The organism is Lysobacter korlensis, assembly GCF_042434515.1.
The window spans coordinates 748723-772584 of record NZ_JBHLTG010000002.1; the positions used below are offsets into that span (position 1 = coordinate 748723).

Sequence of the window (23862 nt, forward strand, 5' to 3'; positions counted from 1 at the left end):
GTCGAAAGTCCATCGTGCGGCAATCGCATCGGATCGGCCCAATATCCTTGCCTCCGTGAGAAACCCCCACGACGCGTCGCCGTCGAACGTCCACCCCGACACCTGGGCGGTCACCGCCGGCCGGCCGAGCCGCGAGCCGGACGAGCCGCTCAACGTGCCGGTGCTCCTGGCGTCCACCTACACGGCGGGCGGTGATCTCGAGTACGGCCGGTATGGGAACCCGACGTGGACTGCGTTCGAGGAGACGCTCGGGGGCCTGGAGGATGGCCGGTGCCTTGCGTTCGCCTCGGGCATCGCCGCGATCGCGGCAACGCTCGACCTGCTCCCGCACGGTGCGAAGGTCGTCGCGCCGCGGCACTCGTACACGGGCACGATCGGCCAGCTGAACCACGCCGAGGAGCGGGGCCGGCTCCGGGCGGAGCTCGTCGACATCGGCGACACGGCGTCCGTGACGGCCGCCGCCGCGGATGCCGCGATGGTGTGGATCGAGTCTCCGACCAACCCTGCCCTCGAGCTCGCCGACATCGCCGCGATCAGTGCCGCGGCGCGCGCCGCCGGAGCGCTGACCGTGGTGGACAACACATTCGCGACGCCGCTGCTGCAGCGCCCGCTGGGGCTCGGCGCCGACATCGTCGTGCACTCGGCCACCAAGTTCATCTCAGGCCACAGCGACGTGGTGATGGGCGCGATCGTCACTGGCAGCGGGAGCCTCTACGACGGGCTCAAGAAGCGCCGGTCGCTGAACGGCGCCATCCCTGGGCCGCTCGAGGTGTTCCTCGCCCTCCGCGGGCTCCGCACTCTGCCGGTCCGGCTCGAGCGGGCCCAGTCGTCCGCCAAAGAGCTGGTCCGCCGGCTCGACGACCACCCCGCCCTGACGGAGGTCCGCTACCCCGGCTTCGGGGCGATCGTGTCGATCGTCCTGCCCTCGGGTGAGGCGGCCGACGCCTTCATCGACCGCACCGGGCTGTGGCGGCACGCCACGAGCCTCGGCGGCGTCGAGTCCACGCTCGAACGCCGTCGCCGCTGGGCTGCGGAGGCGCCGACCATCCCGGAGGGGCTCGTGCGGCTGTCGGTGGGGATCGAGAACGTCGAGGACCTCTACCGGGACCTCGACACGGCGCTCTCCGCTGGCTGAGCATCCAGGTGCGGGCGGACGAGACGCTCGTAGGCTTCGGCCGCTGACCGGGCGACCTCAGCCGGATCCGCCTCCCAAACCTCCTGCCGGAAGACCTCGCACTCCACATCGCCGTCGTAGCCGGCGTCCCGCACCAGCGCGCTGAACGCCTCGAAGTCGATGTCGCCGGTGCCGGGGATGCCACGGCTCAGCAGCGGGTCGGCCGCGATGGGCGTGACCCAGTCGCACACCTGGTAGCTGGCGATGCGGCGCTCACGACCCGCGCGCGCCACCTGCTCCGCGAGCTCCGGGTCCCACCACAGGTGGAAGGTGTCGACGACCACGCCGACGACCTCCGGGGCGAACGGCGCGGCGAAATCGAGCGCCTGCTTCAGCGTCGAGACCACCGCGCGGTCCGAGGCGTACATCGGGTGCAACGCCTCGATGGCGAGCGAGATCCCGGCCGCCTCGGCGTCGGGCGCCAGCTCGGCGAGCGCGTCGGCGACTCGGGCACGTGCCCCGACGAGGTCCCGAGATCCGGCCGGCAGGCCCCCGGCGACCAGCACGAGCGTCGGTGCGCCGAGCGTCGCGGTCTCCTCGATCGCCCGGCGGTTCTCGTCGATCGCCGCCCGGCGGTCCGGCCCCTCCGGCACGGTGAAGAAACCGCCTCGGCAGAGGCTCGAGACCCGCAGGCCCGCGTCGCGGACCAGCCGAACGCTCGCCGCCAAGCCGTGCTCGGCCACCGGCTCGCGCCACAGGCCGATCGACGGGATCCCCGCCTCAGCGGTCACCCGGACGGCGGTTTCCAGGTCGGCGTGCTTCACGGTCGCCTGGTTGAGGGAGAAACGCCCGGCGGCTGAGCTGGCTGCGATCATGCGGAGATGCCGTTCAGTCCGAGCATCCCGTGCCAGCGGGCCGCGGCGAGCTCCGGGCGCTCCAGCGCACCGCACTCGTTCGCGAGGCGCACGATCTCGCTCAGGTGCACCAGGCTCCGGCCCGAGTGCAGTCCACCGACCATGGTGAAGGACTCCTGGTGGCCGTTCAGCCAGCTGAGGAACGCGACGCCGGTCTTGTAGTACTGCGTCGGGGCGGCGAAGATCTGGCGGGCCAGCGCCTCGGTCGGGCCGAGGATGCGGCGATACTCTTCGCTGTCGGAGCGGTCGAGCGCCTGCAGCGCCGCCGACGCACTCGGAGCGAGCGCGGCGAAGGCGCCGAGCAGCGCATCCGAGTGCCCGACCTCGTCGCCCTCGATGAGCGAGACGTAGTTGTAGTCGTCGCCGGTGAACATCGTGGTGTCGTCCGGCAGCCGGCGGCGCACGGTGATCTCCGACTCGGCGTTCAGCAGCGACATCTTGATCCCGCGCACCTTGGCTGCGTGCTCGCCCATGATGCGCACCACGGTGTCCGTTGCCGTCGGCACATCGTCCGAGCCCCAGTAGCCGGCGAGGTTCGCGTCGAACGCGGTGCCGAGCCAGTGCAGCACGACCGGACTGCCGGCCCGCGCGATCACCTCGCGGTAGACGCGCTCGTAGTCGGATGCGCTCGACGCGGCGCGCGCGAGGTGGCGGGAGGCCATCAGCACCACGCCGGCTCCGGCCTCCTCGGCGACCTCGAGCTGGTGCAGGTAGGCGGAGATCACCTCGTCCAGCGACACGGACGACTCGGCGAGGTGGTCGGTGTTCACGCCGACGACGAGGTCGCCCCCGGCAGACCTCGCCTCGGTGGCGCTCCGCCGGATAAGCTCCGCCGTCGCCGCCCAGTCGAGCCCCATGTTCCGCTGTGCGGTGTCCATGGCGTCGGCGACGCCGAGCCCCCACGACCACACGTGCCGGCGGAACGCCAGCGTGGCATCCCAGTCGATCTCGGCCGGAGGCCCGGGCACGTTCTCGGCCCACGGCCGCGGCACCACGTGCGCCGCGGCATACGCCACCCGGGAGGTGATCGGTGAGGCGGGGGGTTCGTACGCGGGCTGGGGGGCGAGCCTCACCCGCTCGACCGAGCCGCCCGCCTTCAGCAAGCGAACGTCCATCAGCGGCCCGCGGCCTGCAGCTCGGGAGCGCTGGCGGGGACCTCGACCGGCTCGAGCGTGATGCGCCGGCCCTCGGCGGAGCTGCGGAGCCCCTCCTCGCTGAGCCGCACGCCGCGCGCGCCGGCGAGCAGGTCGAAGGAGTACGGCGCATCCTCGAGCACGTGGCGCAGGAACTGCTCCCACTGCACCTTGAAGCCGTTCTCGTGGGCCTCGTTGTCCGGCACCTCGATCCAGTCGGCGGCGTAGTCGTGCGTCTCGGGAAGGTCGGGGTTCCAGACCGGCTTCGGGGTGGCGTTCCGCGGCTGGATCTTGCAGCCGAACAGGCCGACCACGGCGGAGCCGAGGGTGCCGTCCACCTGGAACTCGACCAGCTCCTTGCGGTTCACGCGGACCGCCCAGCTGGAGTTGAGCTGCACCAGCGTGCCGCCCTCGACCTCGAAGATGCCATAGGCGGCGTCGTCCGCGGTCGCGTCGTACCGCTCGCCCTTCTCGTCCCAGCGCTCCGGGATGTGCGTCGCCGTCTGCGCGTACACGCTCTCGATCCGGCCGAAGAGGTTCTCGATCACGTAGTTCCAGTGCGCGAACATGTCGCTCACCATGCCGCCGCCGTCCTCGGCGCGGTAGTTCCAGCTCGGGCGCTGCGCAGGCTGCCAGTCCCCCTCGAACACCCAGTAGCCGAACTCCCCGCGCACCGACAGGATCCGGCCGAAGAATCCGGAGTCGATGAGGCGCTTCAGCTTCTGCAGGCCCGGCAGGTACAGCTTGTCGTGCACCACGCCGTGCTTGATGCCGGCCTGGTCGGCCAGCCTGGCGAGCTCCAGCGCGTCCTCGAAGCTCTCGGCGGTCGGCTTCTCGGTGTAGATGTGCTTGCCCGCGGCGATCGCCTTGCGGATGGCCGCGACGCGGGCCTTCGTCACCAGGAAGTCGGCGTAGACGGGGAAGTCGGGGTTGGCGAGCGCGTCGTCGAGGTCGGTCGTGTAGTGGGTGAGCCCGTGCTTCTCCGCGAGCTCGCGGAGCTTCTCCTCGGAGCGGCCGACCAGCATCGGCTCGACCTGCACCCGCGATCCGTCCGAGAGCAGCACGCCGCCCTGTTCGCGGATCGCAAGGATCGATCGGACCAGGTGCTGCCGGTATCCCATCCGGCCGGTGACGCCGTTCATGATGATGCCGATCGATTGCATGACGCTCCTCGTTGATGCGGTGGGTGACTCGGGAACCAGCGTAAAGGAAAGCGTTTTCCGTCGCAAGGCGGCACGGCGGAATCGGGCACGCATCGCCCGACGGGGCTAGATGCCGGGCGTGCTGCCCCGCAGCACCACCTCGGCCTCGACGGCCGACTGCTCCTCGCTGAGCCCCAGCGCGATCCGAACGGCCTTGACGCCCACGTCCTCGAGCGGGATGCGCACGGTGGTGAGCGGCGGCATCACATCGACCGCGCTGAAGACGTCGTCGAACCCGGCGACGGCCACATCCTCCGGCACACGCAGCCCGGCGTCGTGGATCGCCGTCATCGCCCCGATCGCCATCACGTCGCTGACGCCGAAGACGAGGTCGACGTCGTCGAGCCCGCGGTCGACGAGGGCCTTCATTGAGTCGTAGGCGCCGTCGCGGCTGAAGGGTCCGCGGATGATGTTCGCCTCGGGCACGGTCACGCCGGCCTCCTGCAGCCCGGCGCGGAATCCCCGAACACGCTGGGCCGCGGTCATCAGCTCTGCGGGACCGGCCAGGATGGCGAACCGCCGGTAGCCGAGGTCTGACAGGGAGCGCGCGAGGTCCCTGGCGCCGTCCTCATTCCGGATGTCGACCGTCGGGTACTCGAATTCGCGCTGGCTGATGAAGACCACCTGGCCGCCGAGGCCTGCATAGCTCGCCAGCTCATCCGCCAGCTCCGCGTTCTCATCCGCCTTGGCATAGCGGGACCCCGCCAGGATCATCACCTTGGGCCGCTGCGCTCGCAAGGACCGGACGAGCTCCACCTCCCGGCGCGGGCTCCGCCCGGTGACTGCCACCGTGACGATGAGGCCCTCCTCCTCCGCCGCCCGGTTCACGCCCGCGGCGATCGTGGAGAAGTACGGGTCCGCGATGTCGGCCACGATGAGGCTGACCGTGTTCGACGTGCCCCGTGCCACGGCCTGCGCAGACAGGTTCGGCGTGTAGTTGAGCTTCTTCGCGGCGGCCATCACCCGCTCGCGGTACTCCTCCGCCACCTTCCGGGCGCTTCCGTTCACGACCCGCGAGGCGGTCGCCAGCGAGACGCCCGCCTCCCGGGCGACATCGTGCAGCGTGGTCGGGTTCACACGTCTCCCCAAGGCTCGAGCTGGAAGGTCTCGTCTGCGAGCCTAGCCAGAGTGGCGGGGAAGCGCCTTCCCCGCGACCTGACCGATCTCACCCGCGGAACCCCAGACCGGCCAACCCGCAGACCCGCCAACCCGCAGACCCGCCAACCCGCAGACCCGCAGATCCGCCGGCCGCTCCGAATCGGCCAGCGCGTCGAACCGGTGCCAGCTGAGTGCGCACCGACACTGTCGGGTCGGCACGCTAGCGTCGGGATGCATGACGCACGCCCTGCAACCTGGCCGACTCCCCCGGGCGACTCCGAGCAGCCAGGGCGTCGACGCCCGCGGCATCGAGGCGTTCCTCGATGCGCTCGAGCGCGACCCCGACATCGAGCCGCACAGCATGATGCTGCTGCGGCACGGGCAGGTGATCGCCGCCGGCTGGTGGGCGCCGTTCACCCCGGAGCGGCCGCACCTGCTCTATTCGCTCAGCAAGACCTTCACGGCGACGGCGCTCGGCTTCGCCGTCGACGAGGGACTGCTCGACCTCGACGAGCTGGTCGTGGACGCGTTCCCGGAGTTCGCCGAGGAGATCGTCACGCCGCGGGCGCGGTCGATCCGGGTGCGGCATCTGGCGGCGATGTCGAGCGGCCACACGCAGGAGATGCTCGACGTCGCCTTGGAGACGGACCCTGCCGAGCCGGTGCGCGGGTTCCTGCTGCACGAGCCCGAGCAGGAGCCGGGCACGATCTTCGCCTACAGCCAGCCGTGCACCTACACGGTCGCCGCCATTCTGCAGCGTCGGGCCGGCACGGATCTGGTGGGATACCTGCGTCCGCGGCTGTTCGACCCGCTCGGCATCCCGTCGGTGGGCTGGGAGTCGCATCCCGACGGGCGATCGATCGGGTTCAGCGGACTCTACGCGACCACCGAAGCCATCGCGAAGCTCGGCCAGCTGTATCTGGACGGAGGACGCTGGAACGGCGAGCAGCTGCTGCCCGCGGGCTGGGTGGAGCAGGTCTCCACCCGCTGGATCGACACCCCGCGAGAGGGGAGCCCGGACTGGGCATGCGGCTACGGGTTCCAGGTGTGGCACGCCCGGCACGGCTACCGCGGAGACGGGGCGTTCGGGCAGTTCTGCGTGATCCTCCCCGAGCAGGACGTCGTGCTCGCGACGACCGCGTCGACGGAGGCGATGCAGTCGGTCCTCGACGCCGTCTGGACGCACCTGCTGCCGGCCATGGCGGAGGATCCCGGCGATGCCGGTCCGGACGCGGACGCCCGGCTCGCGGAGCGCCTGACCGGACTGCGCCTGCCGACTGCCGACGGACCCGCTGCGCCGCCGGACGGTGCAGACCCGGCAGGCGGGTACGCCGTCCTTCACTCGCCGGAGGGCCCGGTGGTCGAAGCGGTCGACCTCGCCGCGGACGGCGACGGTTGGCGCGTGCGGCTCGTCGAGGACGGCCTCGTCGCCGCCGAGGCCCGTCTCGACGGATCCGGCTGGAATGTCGGCGAGGCGGACGGGCGGCCGCCGATCGCGGTCACGGGCGGATGGCGGAACGGGCGCCTGCATCTCTCGGTGCTGATGATGGAGACCCCGCACCGGCTCGAGTTCGAGCTCGATCCCGGCACGCGCGAGGCCGTCGCCCGCTGGACTCCCCCGCCGCTCAGCGGCCCGGACACCCGCATCCGCGAGCTGCAGGCGCCGCGTCCGCTGCGCTGACGATCCTGAGCTCGGCACGCGCGCTCCGCCCGACGCTCACCCCACTGGGAGCAATCCCTGCGATGCTGGAGGCGTGACGTTGAGATGGCCGCGGGGTGGGCGGCGAGCCGGGCGGCTTCCTGCCCCCCGAGTGCTTCCGGACGTCAGCATCGACGTGCAGGTCGACGAGGCGGTGCTCATCGCGTGCGCCGGCGCACGACTCGCACTGAAGAACCTTTTCATCCTCCGCACCCTCCGCGACGGCAAGGCGTTCGACCACACGTGGTACTCGACCGCCGTGCGCGAGGAGCTGCTCAATCTCGCCAACGAGACGGATTCGGACGCCGACCGCGTGCTGGTGGAGCGAGAGCGGGCGATCAAGCGGCAGGGCCGCGCGCTGTTCCAGGACGACTACCGGCTGATCGACGCCGACCTGCTCGACCGTCGCGAGAAGGTGCTCCGCGGCCTCGCCGCCAGACTGCGGACGCTCAGCGCGGATGAGAACCACATCGCGATGCTCATCTCGGAGGCGCGTGAGCAGGCGCTCGACGAGGTGGTGGCCGCCGTCTCGCTCGGACCGCTTCCTGGCCAGGCCCCGGAGCCGGATGCCATGATGCTGCACCAGGAGCGGCTCGCCGCGCTCTACGACGACCTCGAGGAGCTCCTCGCCTCCGCGCGTCGCTGAACGGGTCGCGCTTCGCCCGTCAGGGTCCGGTGGGCGAGAAGCCGCGCCGGGCGTTCACCTCGTCGATCGCCGCCTGGACCGCCGGCACATGCTCCAGGGGGAACATGTTCAGCATGTCGATGAGCCGGCTGTCCGGGCGCCACTTGCCACCGCTGGTCCAGCCCGCGGGGTCGATGTAGCTGACGGCGCGGATCGCGGCGCGCAGGGCGCTCACCGCCTCTGGGTCGTCGGCGAAGTCCGCCAGCGGAGACTCCAGGCTCAGCGGCGCGGGCTCCCGGACTTCCGGTTCGGCGTAGGGCGCCTCGAACCGGTGGCGGCCACTGCCCACGGCGATTGCCGCCTGCCCGGGCAGCGTGACACGCGCCTCCGCGTTCGGTGGCACGGCGACGTCAAGCACCAGGCGGTTCCCCTGGATCCGCCACTCGCTCTCGATCGTTCCGTAGCCGGATTCGAATGAGGCCCGAGCCGACGTCAGTCCGCCGCCGGGCAGCGGTGCGATGTCGGACACCGCGTAGCCCGGCTCCCCCGCCGCGATGCCGCCGATCGCCCGTCGCATCCAGTCCAGGATCGCCCCGAGCGCGTAGTGGTTGAACGACGTCATCGAGCCTGGGTTCACCCGGCCGTCGGGCAGCATGCTGTCCCAGCGCTCCCAGGTCGTCGTCGCCCCCATGCTGATCGGGTAGAGCCAGCTCGGGAGCGTGTCCTGCAGCAGGAGCCGGTACGCGACGTCGAGGTGTCCGGTGACGGTGAGCGCCTCGCAGACGTACGGCGTCCCCATGAACCCGGTGCGGATGTGGAACTGCCCCGCGCGAACGAGGTCCGTGAGGCGGTTCCCCGCGAACCGCCGCTGTTCCGGATCCGTGATCAGCCCGAACGCGATCGCAACGGAATACGCAGACTGGGTGTCCGACACCATCCGGCCCGACGGGGTGACGTAGGCAGCGACGAACGCGCCCCTGACGCGCTCGGCCAGGTCCGCGTACCGCGCCGCATCCTCCGCTTCACCCAGGATGCCCGCCACGTTCGCCATGGCGTTCAGCGAGCGGAACGCCCACGCGGTCGCCAGGATGTCCGAGTCGGTCTTCGCCTCCCCGGGGTTCTCCGGCGGAGCGGTGGGGTCGAGCCAGTCGCCCCATTGGAAGCCGCCGGTCCAGAGCAGGTCATCGCCGAGCAGCCGGATCTCGAGCTCCGTCCACTTCCGCATCGACGGGTACTGCCGTTCCAGCAGCCCCCGGTCGCCGCTCGCGCGGTAGAGGGTCTCGGGCACGAGCACGGCAGCGTCGGCCCATGCCGCGGCGGGCGGGGAGACGACCATCACGGAGTCCGGGATGACCATGGGAACGTTGCCGTCGTCGTGCTGGTCGACTGCGAGATCCTCCAGCCACGAGCCGAGGAACGAGGTCGTGTCGGCGAGGAACGCCGCCGTCGGCGCGAAGATCTGCAGGTCTCCGGTCCATCCGAGCCGCTCGTCGCGCTGCGGGCAGTCCATCGGCACACTGAGGAAATTGCCGCGCATCGACCAGCGGACGTTCTCGACGAGCCGGTTCAGCCGCGGGTCGCTCGTGGTGAGGTCGCCGATCAGCTCGAGGTCGCTGCCGACGACGATCGCCCGGACGGCGGCGGGCTCCAGCTCGCCCGGCCAGCCGGACACCTCGACGTACCGGAAGCCGTGGAAGGTGAACCGCGGGCTCCACGACGCCGGGCGCCCGGTGGCGATGTAGACGTCGGTGGCCTTGGCGTTGCGCAGCGGCCGCATCGCGACCTCGCCGTCCTCGAGCACCTCCGCGAAACGGAGGGTCACCTCGGCGCCGCCGTTGGCCGGCACATCGATTTCGGCCCAGCCGACGACGTTCTGGCCGAAGTCGAGCACCGTCTTGCCCGACGGTGTGACGATCACGTCCTGAACCGCCCGGGTCTCCAGGCGGCGGACCGGCGGGCCGGAGGCGGGCCGGAGCTTGCCCGGGTCGACGTCGAGCACCCGGACCGGATGCGCGTCGGGGAAGTCTGCGTCGGGATCGGTGAGGGCGTCATCTTCACGCCGGGCGTCGTACGTCTCACCGTCGTAGATGCTCGACGCGACGACGGGACCGGCGTCGCCCGAGGTCCAGGAGCCGTCTGTGACGAATATCTGCACCGAGCCGTCGGCGAACCGCAGTCGGAGCTCCGCTGCGAGCGCCACGGGCCCGTCGTAGGTGACCTCGAAGTAGCCGTTGAACCCGAAGCGCTCCCGGTACCACCCCTCGCCGACGGTGGCGCCGAGCACGTTCCGTCCGGGCCGCAGCAGGTCGATCACGTCGAAGGTCTGCACGAGCAGTCGCGCCTGGTATGCGGTCCATCCGGGGGTGAGCACCACGTCGCCGACGACCGAGCCGTTGAGCACGGCTTCGTACGCGCCGTGGGCCGTGGCGGACAGGGTGGCCTCGACCACGCCCTCCGGCACGTCGATCACGGTCCGGAAGCGCGTCGACCGGCGGCTGTTCTCCTCGGGGGTCGGCGACGCGAGAAACCGCGCCGGCCAGTTCTCGAAGGCGAGCGGTCCGGTGCGGACCGTCAGCTCCGCGGACGGCTCGCTCCACACCCCGTCGGCGCCCTGCACCGAGACGCGCAGCCGCGCGCTGCCGTATGGGTCGAGCGGCGGGAACGGCCACTCCACGAGCTGCGACCGGCGCCCGTCGAGCAAGACCTCCTCGGCCTCGCGGCCGTCGCGCCGCAGGTCGAGACGCACGGCCCGCTGCGTCCAGCCGTCGGCGTCGGACTCGACCTGCCACGAGATCCGCGGCGACGGGACCGCCAGGAACTCCGGGTTGCCGCGGTGCTCGAGCCAGGTGCGGGAGACGCGGGGCGCGTTCGGTTCGGTCATGTCGTCCTCATCGTCGAAGCAGTCCAGGGATGGGCGCGGCAGGAGACCCTCGAAGGCTCAGCGGCGCTCCGACAATGTTAACTGCTGTTCACCATTCGAGCGCAGTGCCGCCCGCTGTGCCGGGTCAGGCGGGAAGCGCCAGCCGAACATAGGACAGCGGGGCCAGCTCGACGGCGCCGGCTCCCTGCACCTGCGCCCCGGCCGGGGTCGAGCGCAGGTTCGCCAGCAGTGCGATCACGCCGGCGGGCGTGCGAGCCGCGAGCGCCCAGATCCCCGGGGGCAGACCGCTCACGTCCAGCTGCCGGTTGCCGGCGAGCTCGGCCAGGTCGCGGAGCGCGCCGGCCACCGGATACGGCTCGCCCCGCTGGTCCAGGACACCGCGTGCACCCCAGCTCTCGAAGTAGGCGATGCTCGCGACGCCCTGCACCGCCAGCGCCGCCGCACTCGCGACGGTCCACGCCGCCAACGCGCCGGACCGCTGCCGTGGATCGGTCGCCTCGGGCACGAGCTCGGCGCCGTAGCCGCGATCGACGGTCGCATCGCCCCCGGCGGAGAGCGGGGTGGTCGCCACCGCGTTGTAGCGGGCACGCAGCGTGACGGGCCCGATGTGCACCGGCCGTCCCGCCCCGATGCGGACCGCGTTCTCGGCGACCAGTCGCTGCATCGCGATGGACTCGACGAGCTGGGAACGCTCCGTGGCGTGCATCTCCGGCGTGATGCTGAAGGTCAGCGCCGGAAGGTCGGGCGGGAGGTCCTGGTGCCGGCGATTGAGCTCGGTGAAGTGCGACCTGGCGCCGCCGAGCAGGTCCGCCCGGACCCCACGTCGGCGCGCACCGTCGCGAAGCGCTGCCCACAGGTCCGGCTCGCTGACCGAGGTGTGCGGGGAGTAGACGCTCAGGCGGGTCAGCGGCGGAGCCGATCCGGCGAGCACGTCGAGGGCCGACTCCACCTCGCCCGCCGACGCCGCCACGATCCGCACGTCGAGTGGGCGCCCGTCGGCCTCGTCGACCGCTCGCTCCAGGGCCGCCCGCCAGTTCGGCGTTGCCACGATGAGCTCGACGAGGATCGCGCCGCCCGGGGCCGTCCGCGCCGCATCCGGCACCGGTCCAGCGGCCGTCGACGCGCCGACCGCGAGCTCCGGCACGGTCTGGCCGGACTCGCGGAACGTGACGATGCCGGGGGTCGGCTCAGAGGCCGGGGGTGCCACGCGGGCGGAGCGGAGCGTGATCGCCTGCTGGATCCGCTCCCCCGCCCGGACCAGCACGGGGAACGGCAGCCTCAGCGGCGTGCTGTAGGTCTTGAACGAGGCGTCGGTCCAGTTGCGCTGGTCCTCCATCTCGAACACCTCGCCGGAGAATCGGGCCTCGCTCGCGACCCCATCGAGCGACCAGCCGAGCGTCGCGATGTCCATGGCCGGCTGGTGCGGTGCGATGCGTTCGGGGAACGAGGTCTCGGTGGCCGAGCCGTCGGGATGCCCCACCGTGAGCTTCGCCGCGGCGACGCCAGGCGGGTGCAGCACCACGAGGCCGATGCGGTTTCGCTCGAAGTCCTGGAGCGCCTCGAGATCGAGCCGCACCTGGAGCTGGCCGGTGTCGGCACGCAGGGTCATCGACCCTTCGAACCGACCGCCGAAGCCCTCGAAGTGCAGCTGCAGCTGGAGGCCGTCCTCGGCGTGCTCGGCCGCCTCGACGGAGACGGGAACGGTGTTCCAGTCCCGGTCCCGGACCACCGCGCGGATCATGCGGAGCACCGGGCTCCCGTCGAACGCGATGTCGGCCAGCTCGTCGCCGCGACGCTCCATCGCCCAGGGGCCGCACAGCCACCGCTCGGGCCGTATCTCGGAATGCCCCCACGCGGCTTCCGCGGCCTCGTACTCCGTCAGGTCGGCAGCCGGCTCCGTCACAGCGTCGTCATCCCGCCGTCCACCCGGAACTCGGCGCCGGTCGCGAAGGCGCTGTCATCGCTCGCCAGGTACACCATGATGCCCTCCACGTCGCGCGGCGTTCCTGCACGGCCGAGCGGGATGCGGCCGATGATGGCCGCCCGCGATTCCGGGTCGTCGCTGATGGCGGTCACGAGCGGCGTCTCGGTGTAGCCGGGAACGACGATGTTGACCCGGATGCCGTCCTTGGCGTACGCGGCCGCGACGGCTCGGGCGAGTCCATGCCCGCCCGCCTTCGAGGAGCTGTAGGCGGTGAACTCGTTGCCCTCGCCGTTCAGCGCGGTGGGGCTGCCGGTGACGATGATCGACCCGCCACCGGATTCGAGCATCGACCGGACCGAGTGCTTGAGCGTGAGGAAGGTGCCGGTGAGGTTGATGTCGAGCGTGCGCTTCCACACCTCGAGATCGAGGTCCGCGGCCTTCGCGTCGTGCCCGAAGAGCTGGACCCCCGCGTTCGCGACGACAACATCGGGGCGCCATCCCGCCTCGCCGAGCTCCGCGAACGCGCGCTCGACGCTGGCCTCGTCGGAGATGTCCATCGCGACCGGGCGGCGGTCCGGGGCGGAGCCTGCCGCCTCAGCGGCGCCGGCCTCGTTCCGATCGGCGTAGATCACGCGCGCACCCTCCGCCGCGAAGCGGTCGGCGACCGCCTTGCCGATTCCGGCGGCCGCTCCGGTGACGAGCGCCGTCTTGCCAGTCAGTCGTTGCGGCATGAGCCGTCCTCTCCGGTGTTCACCGCGTCCGCGACGCGTGCTGTGCCAGCCGAGCGTAGAAGTCCTCGAACATCAAGCGTGTGTCCAGTCTGGTGTAGACGCGCATCGGCCTGGCGTTCGGGCTCACGCCGGCGTACGAGTCGTGCTCGTCGATCGCCGGTGTCGGGCGGACGAGGAAGTCGCTCGACGAGGTATCGGGCTGGAACGCCGACTGCAGCGCCGTCGCCAGCACCAGCGGGCTGTCACCGAGGGCGTAGGTCTCCCCCATCGGGCGTCCGTGCTCGGTCATGCGGTTGATCGCCGTGGCGATCGACCGAACCAGGTACTCGCCGACCGGCCCGCACGGCGCGACTCGTGTCTCGAGTTCCGCGTGGCTGACCAGCGCCTGCCGGTACATGTCGCGCGGGAACTGCCAGATGGGGATGGCGGTCTCGTTGAAGACGTAGCGCACAGCCTCGCGGTCGATGTTGTGGTTGTACTCGACGTCCGTGGCGCCGGCCGGCGGGGTCGCCAGGTCGGCATGCTCGGCGCCGCCGATCCAAACCAGGGTCATCCGCTCCGCGATCGTCGGGTCGATCATCAGCGCCGACGCGAGGTCGGTCAGACCGGCCCCGGCGCAGAAGTACAGCGGCAGGTCGCTCTCCTTCCGGGCCTCGGCGAGGATGGCGTCCACTGCGGGGGCCGGCTGCGGCGTCCTGCCGTCCACCAGCGCAGCGTTCGAGCCCTGATACACGGGCACGGCCCCGGACATGCCCAGCACCTCGAGCGTCTCCTCGGCGATCCGCACGGCGTTCTCGGCCTGCCGCTCTGAGGGGTCGAAGACGTCGCCGACGCTGAGGTGTGAGCCGAGAACGCCGACCACGGACACCGACGGGGCGAGCAGATGGTGGACCAGCTGGTACAGGTCGTCCGGGTCGCCCGAGAAGTCGTTGTCGATCAGCACACGAGCGCGGGGCTCGACCTGTGCGGTGAGCACCAGGGACGGGTTCGTCACTGCGGATCCCCCTTCGCGCCGATCGGCGCATCGATGGACACGCTCTTGCCTGCATCGGCGGCGGAGAATGCAGCACGAAGCGTGAACCGGCCGGGCTCGACCCGCCACCCGTCCGCCGTCCAGTGCGCGAGGGCGCGGTCGCGCACGGGGATCGCGACGGTCGCCGTCTCGCCCGGTTCGGCCCGCAGGGTGCCGAAGCCGACCAGCCAGCGCACCGGCCGGTCGATCGGGCCGTCCGAGCGCTCGGCGTACAGCTGTACGACCTGCTTCCCTGGCCGCTGGCCGGCGTTGCGGACTCGCACCCGGATCTCGAGCTGCGCCGAGTCCGGCGTGGGGACGACATCGACGTCGTCCAATGCCCAGTGGGTGTAGCCGAGTCCGTAGCCGAAGGGATAGGCGGGCTCAGCTCCGGACCGCAGCCACGCGCGGTAGCCGATGTGGATTCCCTCGCCGTAGGAGAGCCGTCCGTCGGTCGGCGTGGTGCCGAGGACCGGCACGTCGTCGATCGCCGCCGGCCAGCTGGTCGTGAGCCTGCCGCCGGGCTCCGCGGCGCCGGACAGCACGGCGCCGAGCGCGACGCCGAACTCCTGCCCGCCGAAATGGCTGAGCAGCACGGCGGCGACCTCCTCCCGCCATGGAAGGAGCACCGGCGCTCCCGAGTTGATCACCACCACGGTGCGCGGATTCGCTCGTGCGACGGCGCGGACCAGTTCGTCCTGGTCGCCTGGGAGGCTCAGGTCCGTGCGGTCGAACCCCTCCGACTCCACCTGCGCGTTGGTGCCGACCACGACGACTGCCACGTCGGCCGCGCGCGCGGCGTCGACCGCAGCGCGACGCAGGCCCTCGGGATCGCTCCGGTCCGGGGCGACTCCGACGGTGAGGCTCAGCGCGTCGCCGAGCGCCAGCTCCCCGGCCCCGACGTCGAGCTCGCAGCGAAGGTCGACCGTCACGCCGGCGGTCAGCGCGACCGGCGTGGTGAGGGCCGGGGGCGCGAGGAGCACGGTGGCGAGGTCGAGCCCCTCCGTATCCGCTCGCCCTTCGAGCACCTCCTGTTCGTCGATGAAGAGCCGGCCGCGGGCGGGGCTCGCAAAGCCGAGCTGCAGGATGCCGGTCGAGTCCGGGGTGTAGCGGGTCGAGAGGATCACGCGCGTCGAGGCGCCGATCGGGGCGCTGCCTCCGAACCAGACGAGCTCTGTCGAGCGCCGGTGCTCAGCGAACAGCTCACGGTCGCCGTCGAGGAACCGCACCGCGACGCCCGGCTCGCCGGTCACCGGGTTCACCAGTTCGTCGAGTTCGAGCTGTGCGAGTCCCTCCTGCACGACCGCACCGAGCGAGTAGGTGATGTGAGCGTCGGGGAATGCCTCGATCACGCCCTGCCGCGGGTTCACGACGTGGTCAGGGATCACGGTGGCGCTGCCGCCGCCCTGCGTGCGCGCCTCGAGGGCGTTGTGGCCGATGACGGCGATGCTCGAGATCGCGGCGGGATCCCACGGCAGCTCGCGCTCGTTCCGCAGCAGCACCATGCCCTCCCGCGCCGCCTCGGCGGCGAATGCCGGCCCGTCGACCTCGGCCGGCTCGACCGCCTGGGCGCCGTCGAGCGCGCCGACCCGGGCGGCGAGCCGCAGCAGCCGCTCCACCTTGCGGTCCAGGGCGGCTTCCGCGATCCGGCCGTCGCGGACCGCCTCGATCAGCGCGTCGCCCCAGGCTCCTTCGGGACCCGGCATCGCGAGGTCCTGCCAGGCGTCCGCCGCGGCGAGGCTCCGTACCGCCGTCCAGTCGCTGACGACCACACCGTCGAAGCCCCATTCCGTGGACAGGGGCGACTGCAGCAGGTCGTGCTCCGACATCGTCGTGCCGTTGACCGAGTTGTACGCGCTCATGATCGCCCAGGCGCCCGCCTCGACCGCGTACTCGAACGGCAGCAGATACACCTCGCGGAGCGTCCGCTCGTCCACTCGGACATCGACCGTGAATCGGTCGGTCTCCGAGTCGTTCGCGACGTAGTGCTTCGGGGTCGCGGCGACGCCGTTGTCCTGGAGTCCCCGCACGTACGCGGCGGCGAGCTCCCCGCTCAGCAGCGGGTCTTCGCTGAACGCCTCGAAGTGCCGGCCGCCGAGCGGTGACCGGTGCAGGTTGATGGTGGGCCCGAGGACGACGTCGACGTCCTTGCGCCTGGCCTCGGCGGCCGCGGCGGCGCCGTACCGGTACGCCATCCTCACGTCCCAGGCGGCGGCGAGCGCGGTCGCCGACGGCAGGTTGAGGGACGGATCGCGCTCATCCCACGCCGGCCCGCGGACGCCCGCCGGGCCGTCGGACATCACCATGGAGCGGAGCCCGATCTCGGGGACCGCGATCGTGCTCCAGAAGTCCGCCCCGGTGACGAGCCGGGCTTTCTGCTCGAGCGAGAGCGCCTCGATCTTCTCTACGAAGTCCGCAGTCGTTCGCCCGGCGCTCATCGCACGGCTTGCAGCCGGACCGCGACGAACTGCTTGCCGGGAAGCGGAATCCGGAACCGCCCGGAGTACGTGCCCTCGAGGCGGGTGACCGTCATGTCCCACGTGTCGATCACGTCGACCGTGTACTCCACCGCCGGATCGAGCAGGAACCGCCGGTAGGTCGGCTGGTTGAACCCGAAGTAATAGAGGTAGTACTCCCCATCGACGCCCGCGCGCGGGATGTCCCAGTCGAGCGGTGACGGCTCGAGGAAGTCGGGACCGTCCTTCAGCACCTCGTGGAGGAAGCCGATGCGAGCCGGCGAGCTGCCGCGCAGGGTGCCGCCCTTCGCCCACCAGAGGATGTCCTCCGGGTGCATGTAGGTCTCGCCGTGGCCGACGTACCCACCCCGGACCGCGCCCTCCCAGAAGCGCCGGGTCATCTCCTCGCCGGTGATGTTGCCCCAGCCCTGGTCGATGTTGCCCTCGTACGCGCACTCGTCGATGACGACGGGCTTGCCCCACCGCTCACGCCATTCACCGCTCAGCTCCGAGGTCTTGTAGATGTCCTGCCGCTGGATGCTGGCGTGCGTGATCCACGGACGCGAGTGGTCGTAGAACTCGCGGCAGTTGTGGATCGACAGCAGGTGGCCGGCGGGGTCGTTCTCCTGCACGATGCGCGCGAAGCGCTCCCAGTCTTCGGTGTCCTTGTCGAACAGCAGGTCGTACTCGTTGGCGAGCGACCACCACACGTTGGCGAAGGAGGCCAGCCGGGCGACCGCGTACTTCACATACCGGTCGTCCGCAACCGGATCCATGGTCGCGAAGCCCCACCGGTCGTACCCGTGGAACAGGATCAGGTCGGCCTCGATGCCCAGCTCGCCGAGCTGCTCGATGCGCCGCTCGAGGTGGGCCCAGTATCGCGGCGACGGCCGCTGGAAGTCGAAGCCCTCCGTGGGTGATCCCTCGAACGGATAGAGCTGCGGCTCGTTCTCGTTGAACAGGTACGACTTCGGGAAGACGCACATCCGCATCTTGTTGAACGGACCCGCTGCGAGCGAGGCGAGGGTCTGCTCCTCGAGCTCCTCGCCCTGGTGCGTCCATACGTAGGAGGTGGTGCCGATGGGACGATGGCGCGTGCCATCCGCGTGCGCGAAGTGGAACGTATCGGACACTCGCACCGGGCCATGCGAGCCCGGACGTGGCGGCGTGACCTGGAAGGAGCCCGCGATCCCGTCGAGCGACCGCGCGTTGCTGGAGGTCAGGAACGAATAGGTCCCCTCGTGCTCCGGCAGGAACCGGAGCAGGAAGCGGCCGTCGCCGTCATAGAAGCCGGGGACCGACGAGGCTCCGGCCGGCCCGTCGACCTCCGCCCGCAGGTCGACGTCGACGAAGGGGTTGCCGTGCGATGGACCATCCAGGCGCAGCTCGAACCGGCCGTAGAGCGGCACGGTCTCTGTCCAGCTCACCTCGGCGGAGCCGAGCCCCACGTCCGCGTCCTCGTAGTCCTTCGACGGCTCGACGAGGCTCTCAGGGTGCCGGTGCGGCGCGGGCACGTCTCGATCGATGGCGCGGATCTGGGACAGGATGAGCGCCTGGGTGACCGGATCGTCGACGAGGTCCGCCTCCGTCTCGAGCACGAGTCCGATCGGGTACCCGTGCAGCGTGTGGAGTGTCGAGGAGTGCACGAGACCCGGCAGGTGTTTCGAGACGATCTCGTAGCCCCGGTGATCATGCAACACCTCGAAGAGCGGTGTCGCCGCGGTGAAGGGAGCCGGTTGGGTGAGCGCGGGCAAGTGGATCAGCCTTTCACGGCGCCGGCGAAGGCGCCTTCGACGAAGTACCGCTGGAACATCAGGTACACGATCAGCACGGGGAAGACCGACATGATGGTGAACGCGTTGAGCGGGCCGTATGAACTGGTGAACTGGGACTGGAACCCCTGGATCGCGAGCGGAATGGTCCAGGAGTCCTGACTCTGCAGCAGCGCAAGGGCGATCGCGTACTCGTTCCAGGTCGCGACGAAGTCGAGGATGAACAGCGCCGCGAGCGCTGGCTTCGACAACGGCAGGATGATCTGGAAGAAGAGTCGCCAGTTGCCCGCGCCGTCGATCCGCGCGCTCTCGTCCAGCTCGTGCGGGATCGAGCGGAAGAACCCGTACAGGATGAAGGTCGTGTACGGCAGGCCGAACGCGATGTAGGGCAGGATCACGCCGATGTGCGTGCTCAGCAGGTCGAGTCCGTTGATCACCTGGAAGAGGGGCGCAATCGCGACCTGGATCGGCACCATGGCGCCCATGGCGATGATGCCCATCAGCAGCCTCTGACGGCGGAAGCGCAGCCGCGCAAGGGCGAACGCGGCCGCTGCCGAGATCAGCAGTCCGAGCGGCACCTTGAAGAGCGCGATGATCAGGCTGTTCGTGCCGGCGCCGAGGAGGTTGCCCTGGTCGAGCGCCTCGACGTAGTTGTTCCACTCGGGCGACCACGGCGGAACGAAGGCGGGGGTGCCGAATACGTCCGCCTCGCTCTTCAGTGACGTGAATACCATGAAGATGATGGGGATCGACCAGATCAGCACGGCGATCACCAGAGCGATCCAGAGGCCGATCTTGACGTAGTCGCGGCGCGAACTGCCGAAACCTCGTTGCCGGCGCTTCCCGGCGATCGCAGCGGCCGTGGCTGCGGGCGGGACGGTCGAGAGGCTCACGAGTGCTTCTCCTGCCTTGCGGTCCATGCCATGTACGGCACGACGATGATCAGGGTGATCACGAGCAGCACGGTCGCGATGGCGTTGCCCATGCCGTACTCGTTGTTTCCGAACGACTGGGTGAACGACCACAGGGCGAGCACCTGCGTGGACTGCGCAGGTCCTCCGCCGGTCATGCCGACGATGAGGTCGAAGACCTTGATGGAGTTGATGATGGTCAGCACGACGACCACCACCGTGATCGGGCGGAGCGCGGGGAGTGTCACGTTGCGGAACACCTGCCAGGCGTTCGCCCCGTCGAGCTTCGCCGCCTCCACGTGCTCCACCGAGACGGACTGCAGTCCGGCGAGGAACAGCACCATGTTCGTACCGGCGATCTGCCAGACGAAGGCCGCGAAGATCGAGTACAGCGCGAGATTCCGGTCGCCGAGCCACTGGATCTCGGCGAGCCACGGCGCGTTGAACATCTCGGCGAGCGTCACACCGACCCCGAAGTTCGGGTTGTACATCCACCGCCACATGTTCGCGATCGCGATCGGGGCCAGCACGCCTGGGATGTAGAACAGCGACCGGAAGGCATTGCGGCCGAACAGCGGCCGGTTGAGGGCGATCGCCAGGACGAGGCCCAGCGCCACCGGGATGATGAGCGACATGATCACCCAGATGACGGTGTTCGTGAACGCGGTCCAGAACACCGGGTCCTGCGTGAAGATCCGGACGTAGTTCTGCAGTCCGACGAACTCCTGGGGCGCCCCCTGGAAGCCGGACCACTCGAAGAAGCTGAGGCGGACCGCTTCGACCGTCGGCCCGACGACGAAGACGAGGTAGGCGGCGAGCGCGGGGGCGAGGAACGGAAGCGCTGCGACGAAGCCGACGTGGGTCGCCTTCTTCGCTCGCCGGCGCGAGGCGGGGCGCTTGCGGTTCGCCGGCGGGGTGTGCGGCGCGATGGTGGTTGACATGCGTATCCCTTGCGACGTTGCGGGATGGTGGGAGTCGGGGGGCTGGGGCGGCGTACGCCGCCCCAGCCTGCCGAGCTGGATTACTGCTGGTCGACGAACTTCTGGAACTCGGCTCCGGCGTCGGCCGGGTCGAGCTCACCCGTGGCGACGAGGTTCTGGATGCGCCAGTACTCGGTCGTCTCGGCGAGCGAGAGGTTCTGATCGTTGTTCATGTAGACGCCGGTCGCGTTCTCGAAGATGGGGCCCCAGGCCTGGTCGAGCTCACTGTCGCTCGCGGACGTGACGTTGACGTTGACCGACTGGCTGCCGAACGCGGCGATGAACTTCTCCTGCGCCTCCTCGGACGTGAGGTAGTCGAGGAACGCGGCCGCCTCATCCGGGTTGTCCGAGTTCGTGGTGATGTAGTTGTTCTCGTTGAAGCCGTAGATGCGGCCCGTGCCGGTCGGGAACGGGAAGATGCCGACGGTCGCCTCATCCATCCCGTTGTCGCGGATCGCCTGGTTGAACCAGTCGCCCTCGAACGCCATCGCCGCCTCCCCGGCGTAGAAGAGCGCGCTCGACTCGTCGTTGTTGATCGAGATGAACCCGTCGTTCAGGTACTCGCCGGTCCACATCTCGAACTCGGTGAACGTCTCGGTGACGCAGTCCTCTTCGGCCCAGCTCGCCTCACCGGTGACGAGCGCCTGGTACCCGTCGGCGCCGCATTTCGTCTCGAGGATCGCGTCGAGCAGCCGCATGACGTGCCAGTTGACAGTGCCGCCGAACTGGATCGGAGTGATGCCTGCCGCCTTCAGCTTCTCGGCCGCGTCGACCAGCTCCTCGTAGGTCGTGGGCACGCTGTCGATGCCGGCCTCGGCGAACAGGTCTTTGTTGTAGAAGAGGGCCTCACCACGCTGTGTGTATGGAACGCCGTCGTAGCCCCCGTACTGGGTGACGGTCTCCATGGTGGCCTCCGAGAAGCGCTCGGCCCAGTCGTACTCCTCGTAGTACTCCTCGAGGTCCAGGCTCGCGCCGGCCTCGATGAACTCGCCGCCGAGACCGGGGCCTGCCCAGGAGAAGAAGATGTCTGGCGCGCCGTTGGTGCCGAGTGTGGTGCGAAGCGCGTCCTTGTGCGCGTCGACCGCACGCTCCTCGACGACGATGTCGATGTCCTCGTTCTCGGCTTCGAAGTCGGCGACGATCTCTTTGATCGTCTCGTTCGCCGTTCCGGCGGTCTCGGTGAGCTTGAACCAGGTCACCTCGGTCTTGCCGCCGCCCGAGCCTCCGCCGGCACAACCGGCGAGTCCCGCGACCATGACGGCGCCGGCGGCCAACGCGACCGGCTTGAGTCCTGCACGCATCCTTGCGTCCTTTCACTGTGGTGACGCCTGAGGGGTCAAACGCCGCTGTCCGACGCCCGGTGATTCGCGACGCCTGAGTGATAGGTTATCGATCACTTAAGCGGTGTCAAGTTATCGATCACTTATTCCGGAAACTGGTCATAATGTAGATGCCGGGAACCCTCCCCAACCGGGTCGGATCCGCATCGCGCGGCAGGTATCCTGAGGAGAATTTCGCCTCGGAGCAGAGAAGGGAGCGGCGCGATGTCATCGACACCATCACGCATCGCGCCGCGCACGCGGCCCAGCATGGCGGACGTCGGGCGACTCGCGGACGTCTCGGCACAGACCGTGTCGCGCTTCTTCACCGGAACCGGCTACGTCAGTGCGGAGACCCGGACCCGTATCGAGGCCGCGGTGGCCGAACTGGGGTACCGGCCGAACCATGTCGCCCGGGCGTTCCGGGTGAACCGGACCAACACCATCGGTGTGCTGACGATGGGCACGATGAACTACGGCGTATCCGCCACGTACGCCGGCGTGACCGCGGCGGCGCACGCGACCGACTACTCGATCGTCATCAGCCACATCGACGTGGACATCGATGATCCCGGCGCGCTCGAGGAGGCTCGCCGGGGACTCGACACGCTGCAGTCGCTGCAGGTCGACGGCATCATCCTCGCGACCCAGTACCGCGACGCGGACGAACTGCTGGAGGGCATCTCCGAGCAGCTTCCCGTCGTCACGCTGTCCGGGAGGCCGCTCCCGACCGCAGACACCGTCGCGCTGAACTCCCATGAGGCGGGGCTCCTCGCCACTCGGCATCTCATCGAGCTCGGCCACGAGCGCATTCTCCACATCTGCGGACCGCAGAACCGCAACGAGGCGATCGAACGCGAGCGCGGCTACACCGAGGCGATGAAGGAGGCCGGTCTCGACGTGCCGGCCCCAGTCCCGGGAACCAGTTGGGGAGCCGAGTCCGGGCACCACGCCGGCCTCACGGTCGACCCGGCGTCCTTCACGGCGGTGTTCGCGGCGAACGACGCGATCGCGCTCGGGTTTCTGAGCGCGATGCGCTCCCGCGGGCTCGAGTCACCCCGCGACTTCTCGATCGTCGGTGTCGACGACATGCCGGAGACGGCGTTCTACTCGCCGCCGCTGACGACCATGCGGATGGACTTCGACGAGCTCGGGGTCGTGGCGTTCGACATGATCCGCCGCCACATCGAGTCGGGCGAGCGCGTCGACCTGCGGGTGCTGCCCTCCGCCCTGGTGGTGCGCGAGTCGACAGCGCCCCCGACGCGCTGACCAGCCCGCGCCTACAGCGCGGTCATGCCGCCGTCGACGGCGAAGATGCCGCCGGTCGCGAACGCCGACTCGTCGCTCGCCAGGAACACCATGATGCCCTCGAGGTCCTCGGGCGCCCCCGGGCGGCCGAGCGGGATGCCGCGGATGATGTTCGCCCGGATCTCCGGGTCCGAGCTGAAGGGTGATACGAGGCCCGTCTCGGTATAGGTCGGCACGACGGTGTTCACCCGGACGCCCTCGGCCGCGTACGCGATCGCCGCGGTGCCGGCCATGCCGTGGATGCCCGCCTTCGACGTGCTGTACGCGGTGAACCCGGAGGCCTGCCCGCCGCGGATCCCCGTGGGGCTGCCGGTCACGAGAATCGATCCCCCGCCGTTCGGAACCATCGCGCGCACCGCATGCTTCATGGTGAGGAATGTGCCGGTGAGGTTCACGTCGATCGTTCGCCGCCAGTGCTGGAGTTCGAGGTCCCCGATTCGCGCATCCTTGCCGAACAGCTGTACGCCGGCGTTCGCGACCACCACGTCTGGGGTCCAGCCGTCGTCGGCGAGTGCGGCGAACGCCGACTCCACGGACCCCTCGTCGGAGATGTCCATGGTCGCTGCCCTGCCGCGCTCGCCGGCCTGGTCCGCGGCGGCCTCGGCTGCGACGCCGTCGACGTCGGCGAAGACGACCCTCGCACCCTCCCTGGCGAACCGGAGTGCGACGGTGCGGCCGATGCCGGCCCCGGCGCCCGTCACCAGCGCGGTCTTGCCGTTCAGCCGGTCCGCCAATGTGCCTCCTTGGTCGGGATGAGCCTACAAGCGGCCGGCTGAACGCTTG

18 protein-coding genes are annotated in these 23862 nt (G+C 70.2%); 4 read left to right on the forward strand and 14 right to left on the reverse strand.

What is annotated here, in order from left to right; all coding sequences use genetic code 11:
• Nucleotides 1-55: 55 nt before the first annotated feature.
• The gene (locus ACFFGH_RS12990) at nucleotides 56-1135 is read left to right on the forward strand and encodes a trans-sulfuration enzyme family protein (RefSeq protein WP_386668885.1); all 1080 of its coding nucleotides are present in this window, start codon (nucleotides 56-58) and stop codon (nucleotides 1133-1135) included.
• Here ACFFGH_RS12990 and ACFFGH_RS12995 read toward each other — a convergent pair.
• From ACFFGH_RS12995 to ACFFGH_RS13010, 4 genes are all read right to left on the reverse strand, one after another.
• Complete coding sequence (locus ACFFGH_RS12995; protein WP_386668887.1) at nucleotides 1099-1989, reverse strand: sugar phosphate isomerase/epimerase family protein; 891 nt, start codon at nucleotides 1987-1989, stop codon at nucleotides 1099-1101. The genes ACFFGH_RS12990 and ACFFGH_RS12995 overlap by 37 nt on opposite strands.
• Nucleotides 1986-3143, reverse strand: coding sequence for a dihydrodipicolinate synthase family protein (locus ACFFGH_RS13000; protein WP_386668889.1), 1158 nt, complete (start codon nucleotides 3141-3143; stop codon nucleotides 1986-1988). Before ACFFGH_RS13000 ends, ACFFGH_RS12995 begins: the two co-directional genes overlap by 4 nt.
• Entirely contained in the window at nucleotides 3143-4324 is a 1182-nt protein-coding gene (locus tag ACFFGH_RS13005) for a Gfo/Idh/MocA family protein (protein ID WP_386668890.1), read from the reverse strand. The genes ACFFGH_RS13000 and ACFFGH_RS13005 overlap by 1 nt, the downstream gene beginning before the upstream one ends.
• Nucleotides 4325-4429: 105 nt before the next feature.
• Nucleotides 4430-5440 (reverse strand): LacI family DNA-binding transcriptional regulator, encoded by a 1011-nt coding sequence (locus tag ACFFGH_RS13010; RefSeq protein WP_386668892.1) that lies wholly within the window; start codon nucleotides 5438-5440, stop codon nucleotides 4430-4432.
• Between the two features lie 256 nt (nucleotides 5441-5696).
• Here ACFFGH_RS13010 and ACFFGH_RS13015 point away from each other — a divergent pair, with 256 nt between their 5' ends.
• Both ACFFGH_RS13015 and ACFFGH_RS13020 read left to right on the forward strand, forming a co-directional pair.
• Nucleotides 5697-7142 (forward strand): serine hydrolase domain-containing protein, encoded by a 1446-nt coding sequence (locus ACFFGH_RS13015; RefSeq protein ID WP_386668894.1) that lies wholly within the window; start codon nucleotides 5697-5699, stop codon nucleotides 7140-7142.
• A gap of 130 nt (nucleotides 7143-7272) precedes the next feature.
• The gene (locus tag ACFFGH_RS13020; RefSeq protein ID WP_386668896.1) at nucleotides 7273-7806 is read left to right on the forward strand and encodes a hypothetical protein; all 534 of its coding nucleotides are present in this window, start codon (nucleotides 7273-7275) and stop codon (nucleotides 7804-7806) included.
• Between the two features lie 19 nt (nucleotides 7807-7825).
• Here the strand turns inward: ACFFGH_RS13020 and ACFFGH_RS13025 are convergent, their stop codons facing one another.
• The 9 genes from ACFFGH_RS13025 to ACFFGH_RS13065 all read right to left on the reverse strand — a co-directional run bounded on the left by ACFFGH_RS13025 (nucleotide 7826) and on the right by ACFFGH_RS13065 (nucleotide 21753).
• Nucleotides 7826-10666 (reverse strand): family 78 glycoside hydrolase catalytic domain, encoded by a 2841-nt coding sequence (locus ACFFGH_RS13025; RefSeq protein ID WP_386668898.1) that lies wholly within the window; start codon nucleotides 10664-10666, stop codon nucleotides 7826-7828.
• A 124-nt stretch (nucleotides 10667-10790) separates the two neighbouring features.
• A complete protein-coding gene (locus ACFFGH_RS13030) occupies nucleotides 10791-12569 on the reverse strand; it encodes a D-apionate lactonase family protein (RefSeq protein WP_386668900.1) in 1779 nt (592 codons plus the stop codon).
• Complete coding sequence (locus tag ACFFGH_RS13035) at nucleotides 12566-13321, reverse strand: SDR family NAD(P)-dependent oxidoreductase (RefSeq protein WP_386668902.1); 756 nt, start codon at nucleotides 13319-13321, stop codon at nucleotides 12566-12568. The genes ACFFGH_RS13030 and ACFFGH_RS13035 overlap by 4 nt, the downstream gene beginning before the upstream one ends.
• A gap of 19 nt (nucleotides 13322-13340) precedes the next feature.
• Complete coding sequence (locus ACFFGH_RS13040; RefSeq protein ID WP_386668904.1) at nucleotides 13341-14315, reverse strand: nucleoside hydrolase; 975 nt, start codon at nucleotides 14313-14315, stop codon at nucleotides 13341-13343.
• Nucleotides 14312-16771 carry a beta-glucosidase family protein gene (locus tag ACFFGH_RS13045; RefSeq protein ID WP_386668906.1) on the reverse strand — a complete coding sequence of 820 codons (2460 nt, stop codon included), beginning with the start codon at nucleotides 16769-16771 and terminating at the stop codon, nucleotides 14312-14314. The genes ACFFGH_RS13040 and ACFFGH_RS13045 overlap by 4 nt, the downstream gene beginning before the upstream one ends.
• Nucleotides 16768-18543, reverse strand: coding sequence for a DUF5605 domain-containing protein (locus tag ACFFGH_RS13050; protein WP_386668908.1), 1776 nt, complete (start codon nucleotides 18541-18543; stop codon nucleotides 16768-16770). The genes ACFFGH_RS13045 and ACFFGH_RS13050 overlap by 4 nt, the downstream gene beginning before the upstream one ends.
• Before the next feature lie 5 nt (nucleotides 18544-18548).
• Nucleotides 18549-19454 (reverse strand): carbohydrate ABC transporter permease, encoded by a 906-nt coding sequence (locus ACFFGH_RS13055; protein WP_386668910.1) that lies wholly within the window; start codon nucleotides 19452-19454, stop codon nucleotides 18549-18551.
• Nucleotides 19451-20413, reverse strand: a complete 963-nt coding sequence (locus tag ACFFGH_RS13060) for a carbohydrate ABC transporter permease (RefSeq protein ID WP_386668912.1) — start codon at nucleotides 20411-20413, stop codon at nucleotides 19451-19453. The genes ACFFGH_RS13055 and ACFFGH_RS13060 overlap by 4 nt, the downstream gene beginning before the upstream one ends.
• 80 nt (nucleotides 20414-20493) lie before the next feature.
• A complete protein-coding gene (locus ACFFGH_RS13065; RefSeq protein ID WP_386668914.1) occupies nucleotides 20494-21753 on the reverse strand; it encodes an ABC transporter substrate-binding protein in 1260 nt (419 codons plus the stop codon).
• Between the two features lie 243 nt (nucleotides 21754-21996).
• Here ACFFGH_RS13065 and ACFFGH_RS13070 point away from each other — a divergent pair, with 243 nt between their 5' ends.
• Nucleotides 21997-23040, forward strand: a complete 1044-nt coding sequence (locus tag ACFFGH_RS13070) for a LacI family DNA-binding transcriptional regulator (RefSeq protein WP_386668916.1) — start codon at nucleotides 21997-21999, stop codon at nucleotides 23038-23040.
• 11 nt (nucleotides 23041-23051) lie between these two features.
• Here the strand turns inward: ACFFGH_RS13070 and ACFFGH_RS13075 are convergent, their stop codons facing one another.
• A complete protein-coding gene (locus ACFFGH_RS13075; protein WP_386668917.1) occupies nucleotides 23052-23813 on the reverse strand; it encodes an SDR family NAD(P)-dependent oxidoreductase in 762 nt (253 codons plus the stop codon).
• Nucleotides 23814-23862: the final 49 nt, after the last annotated feature.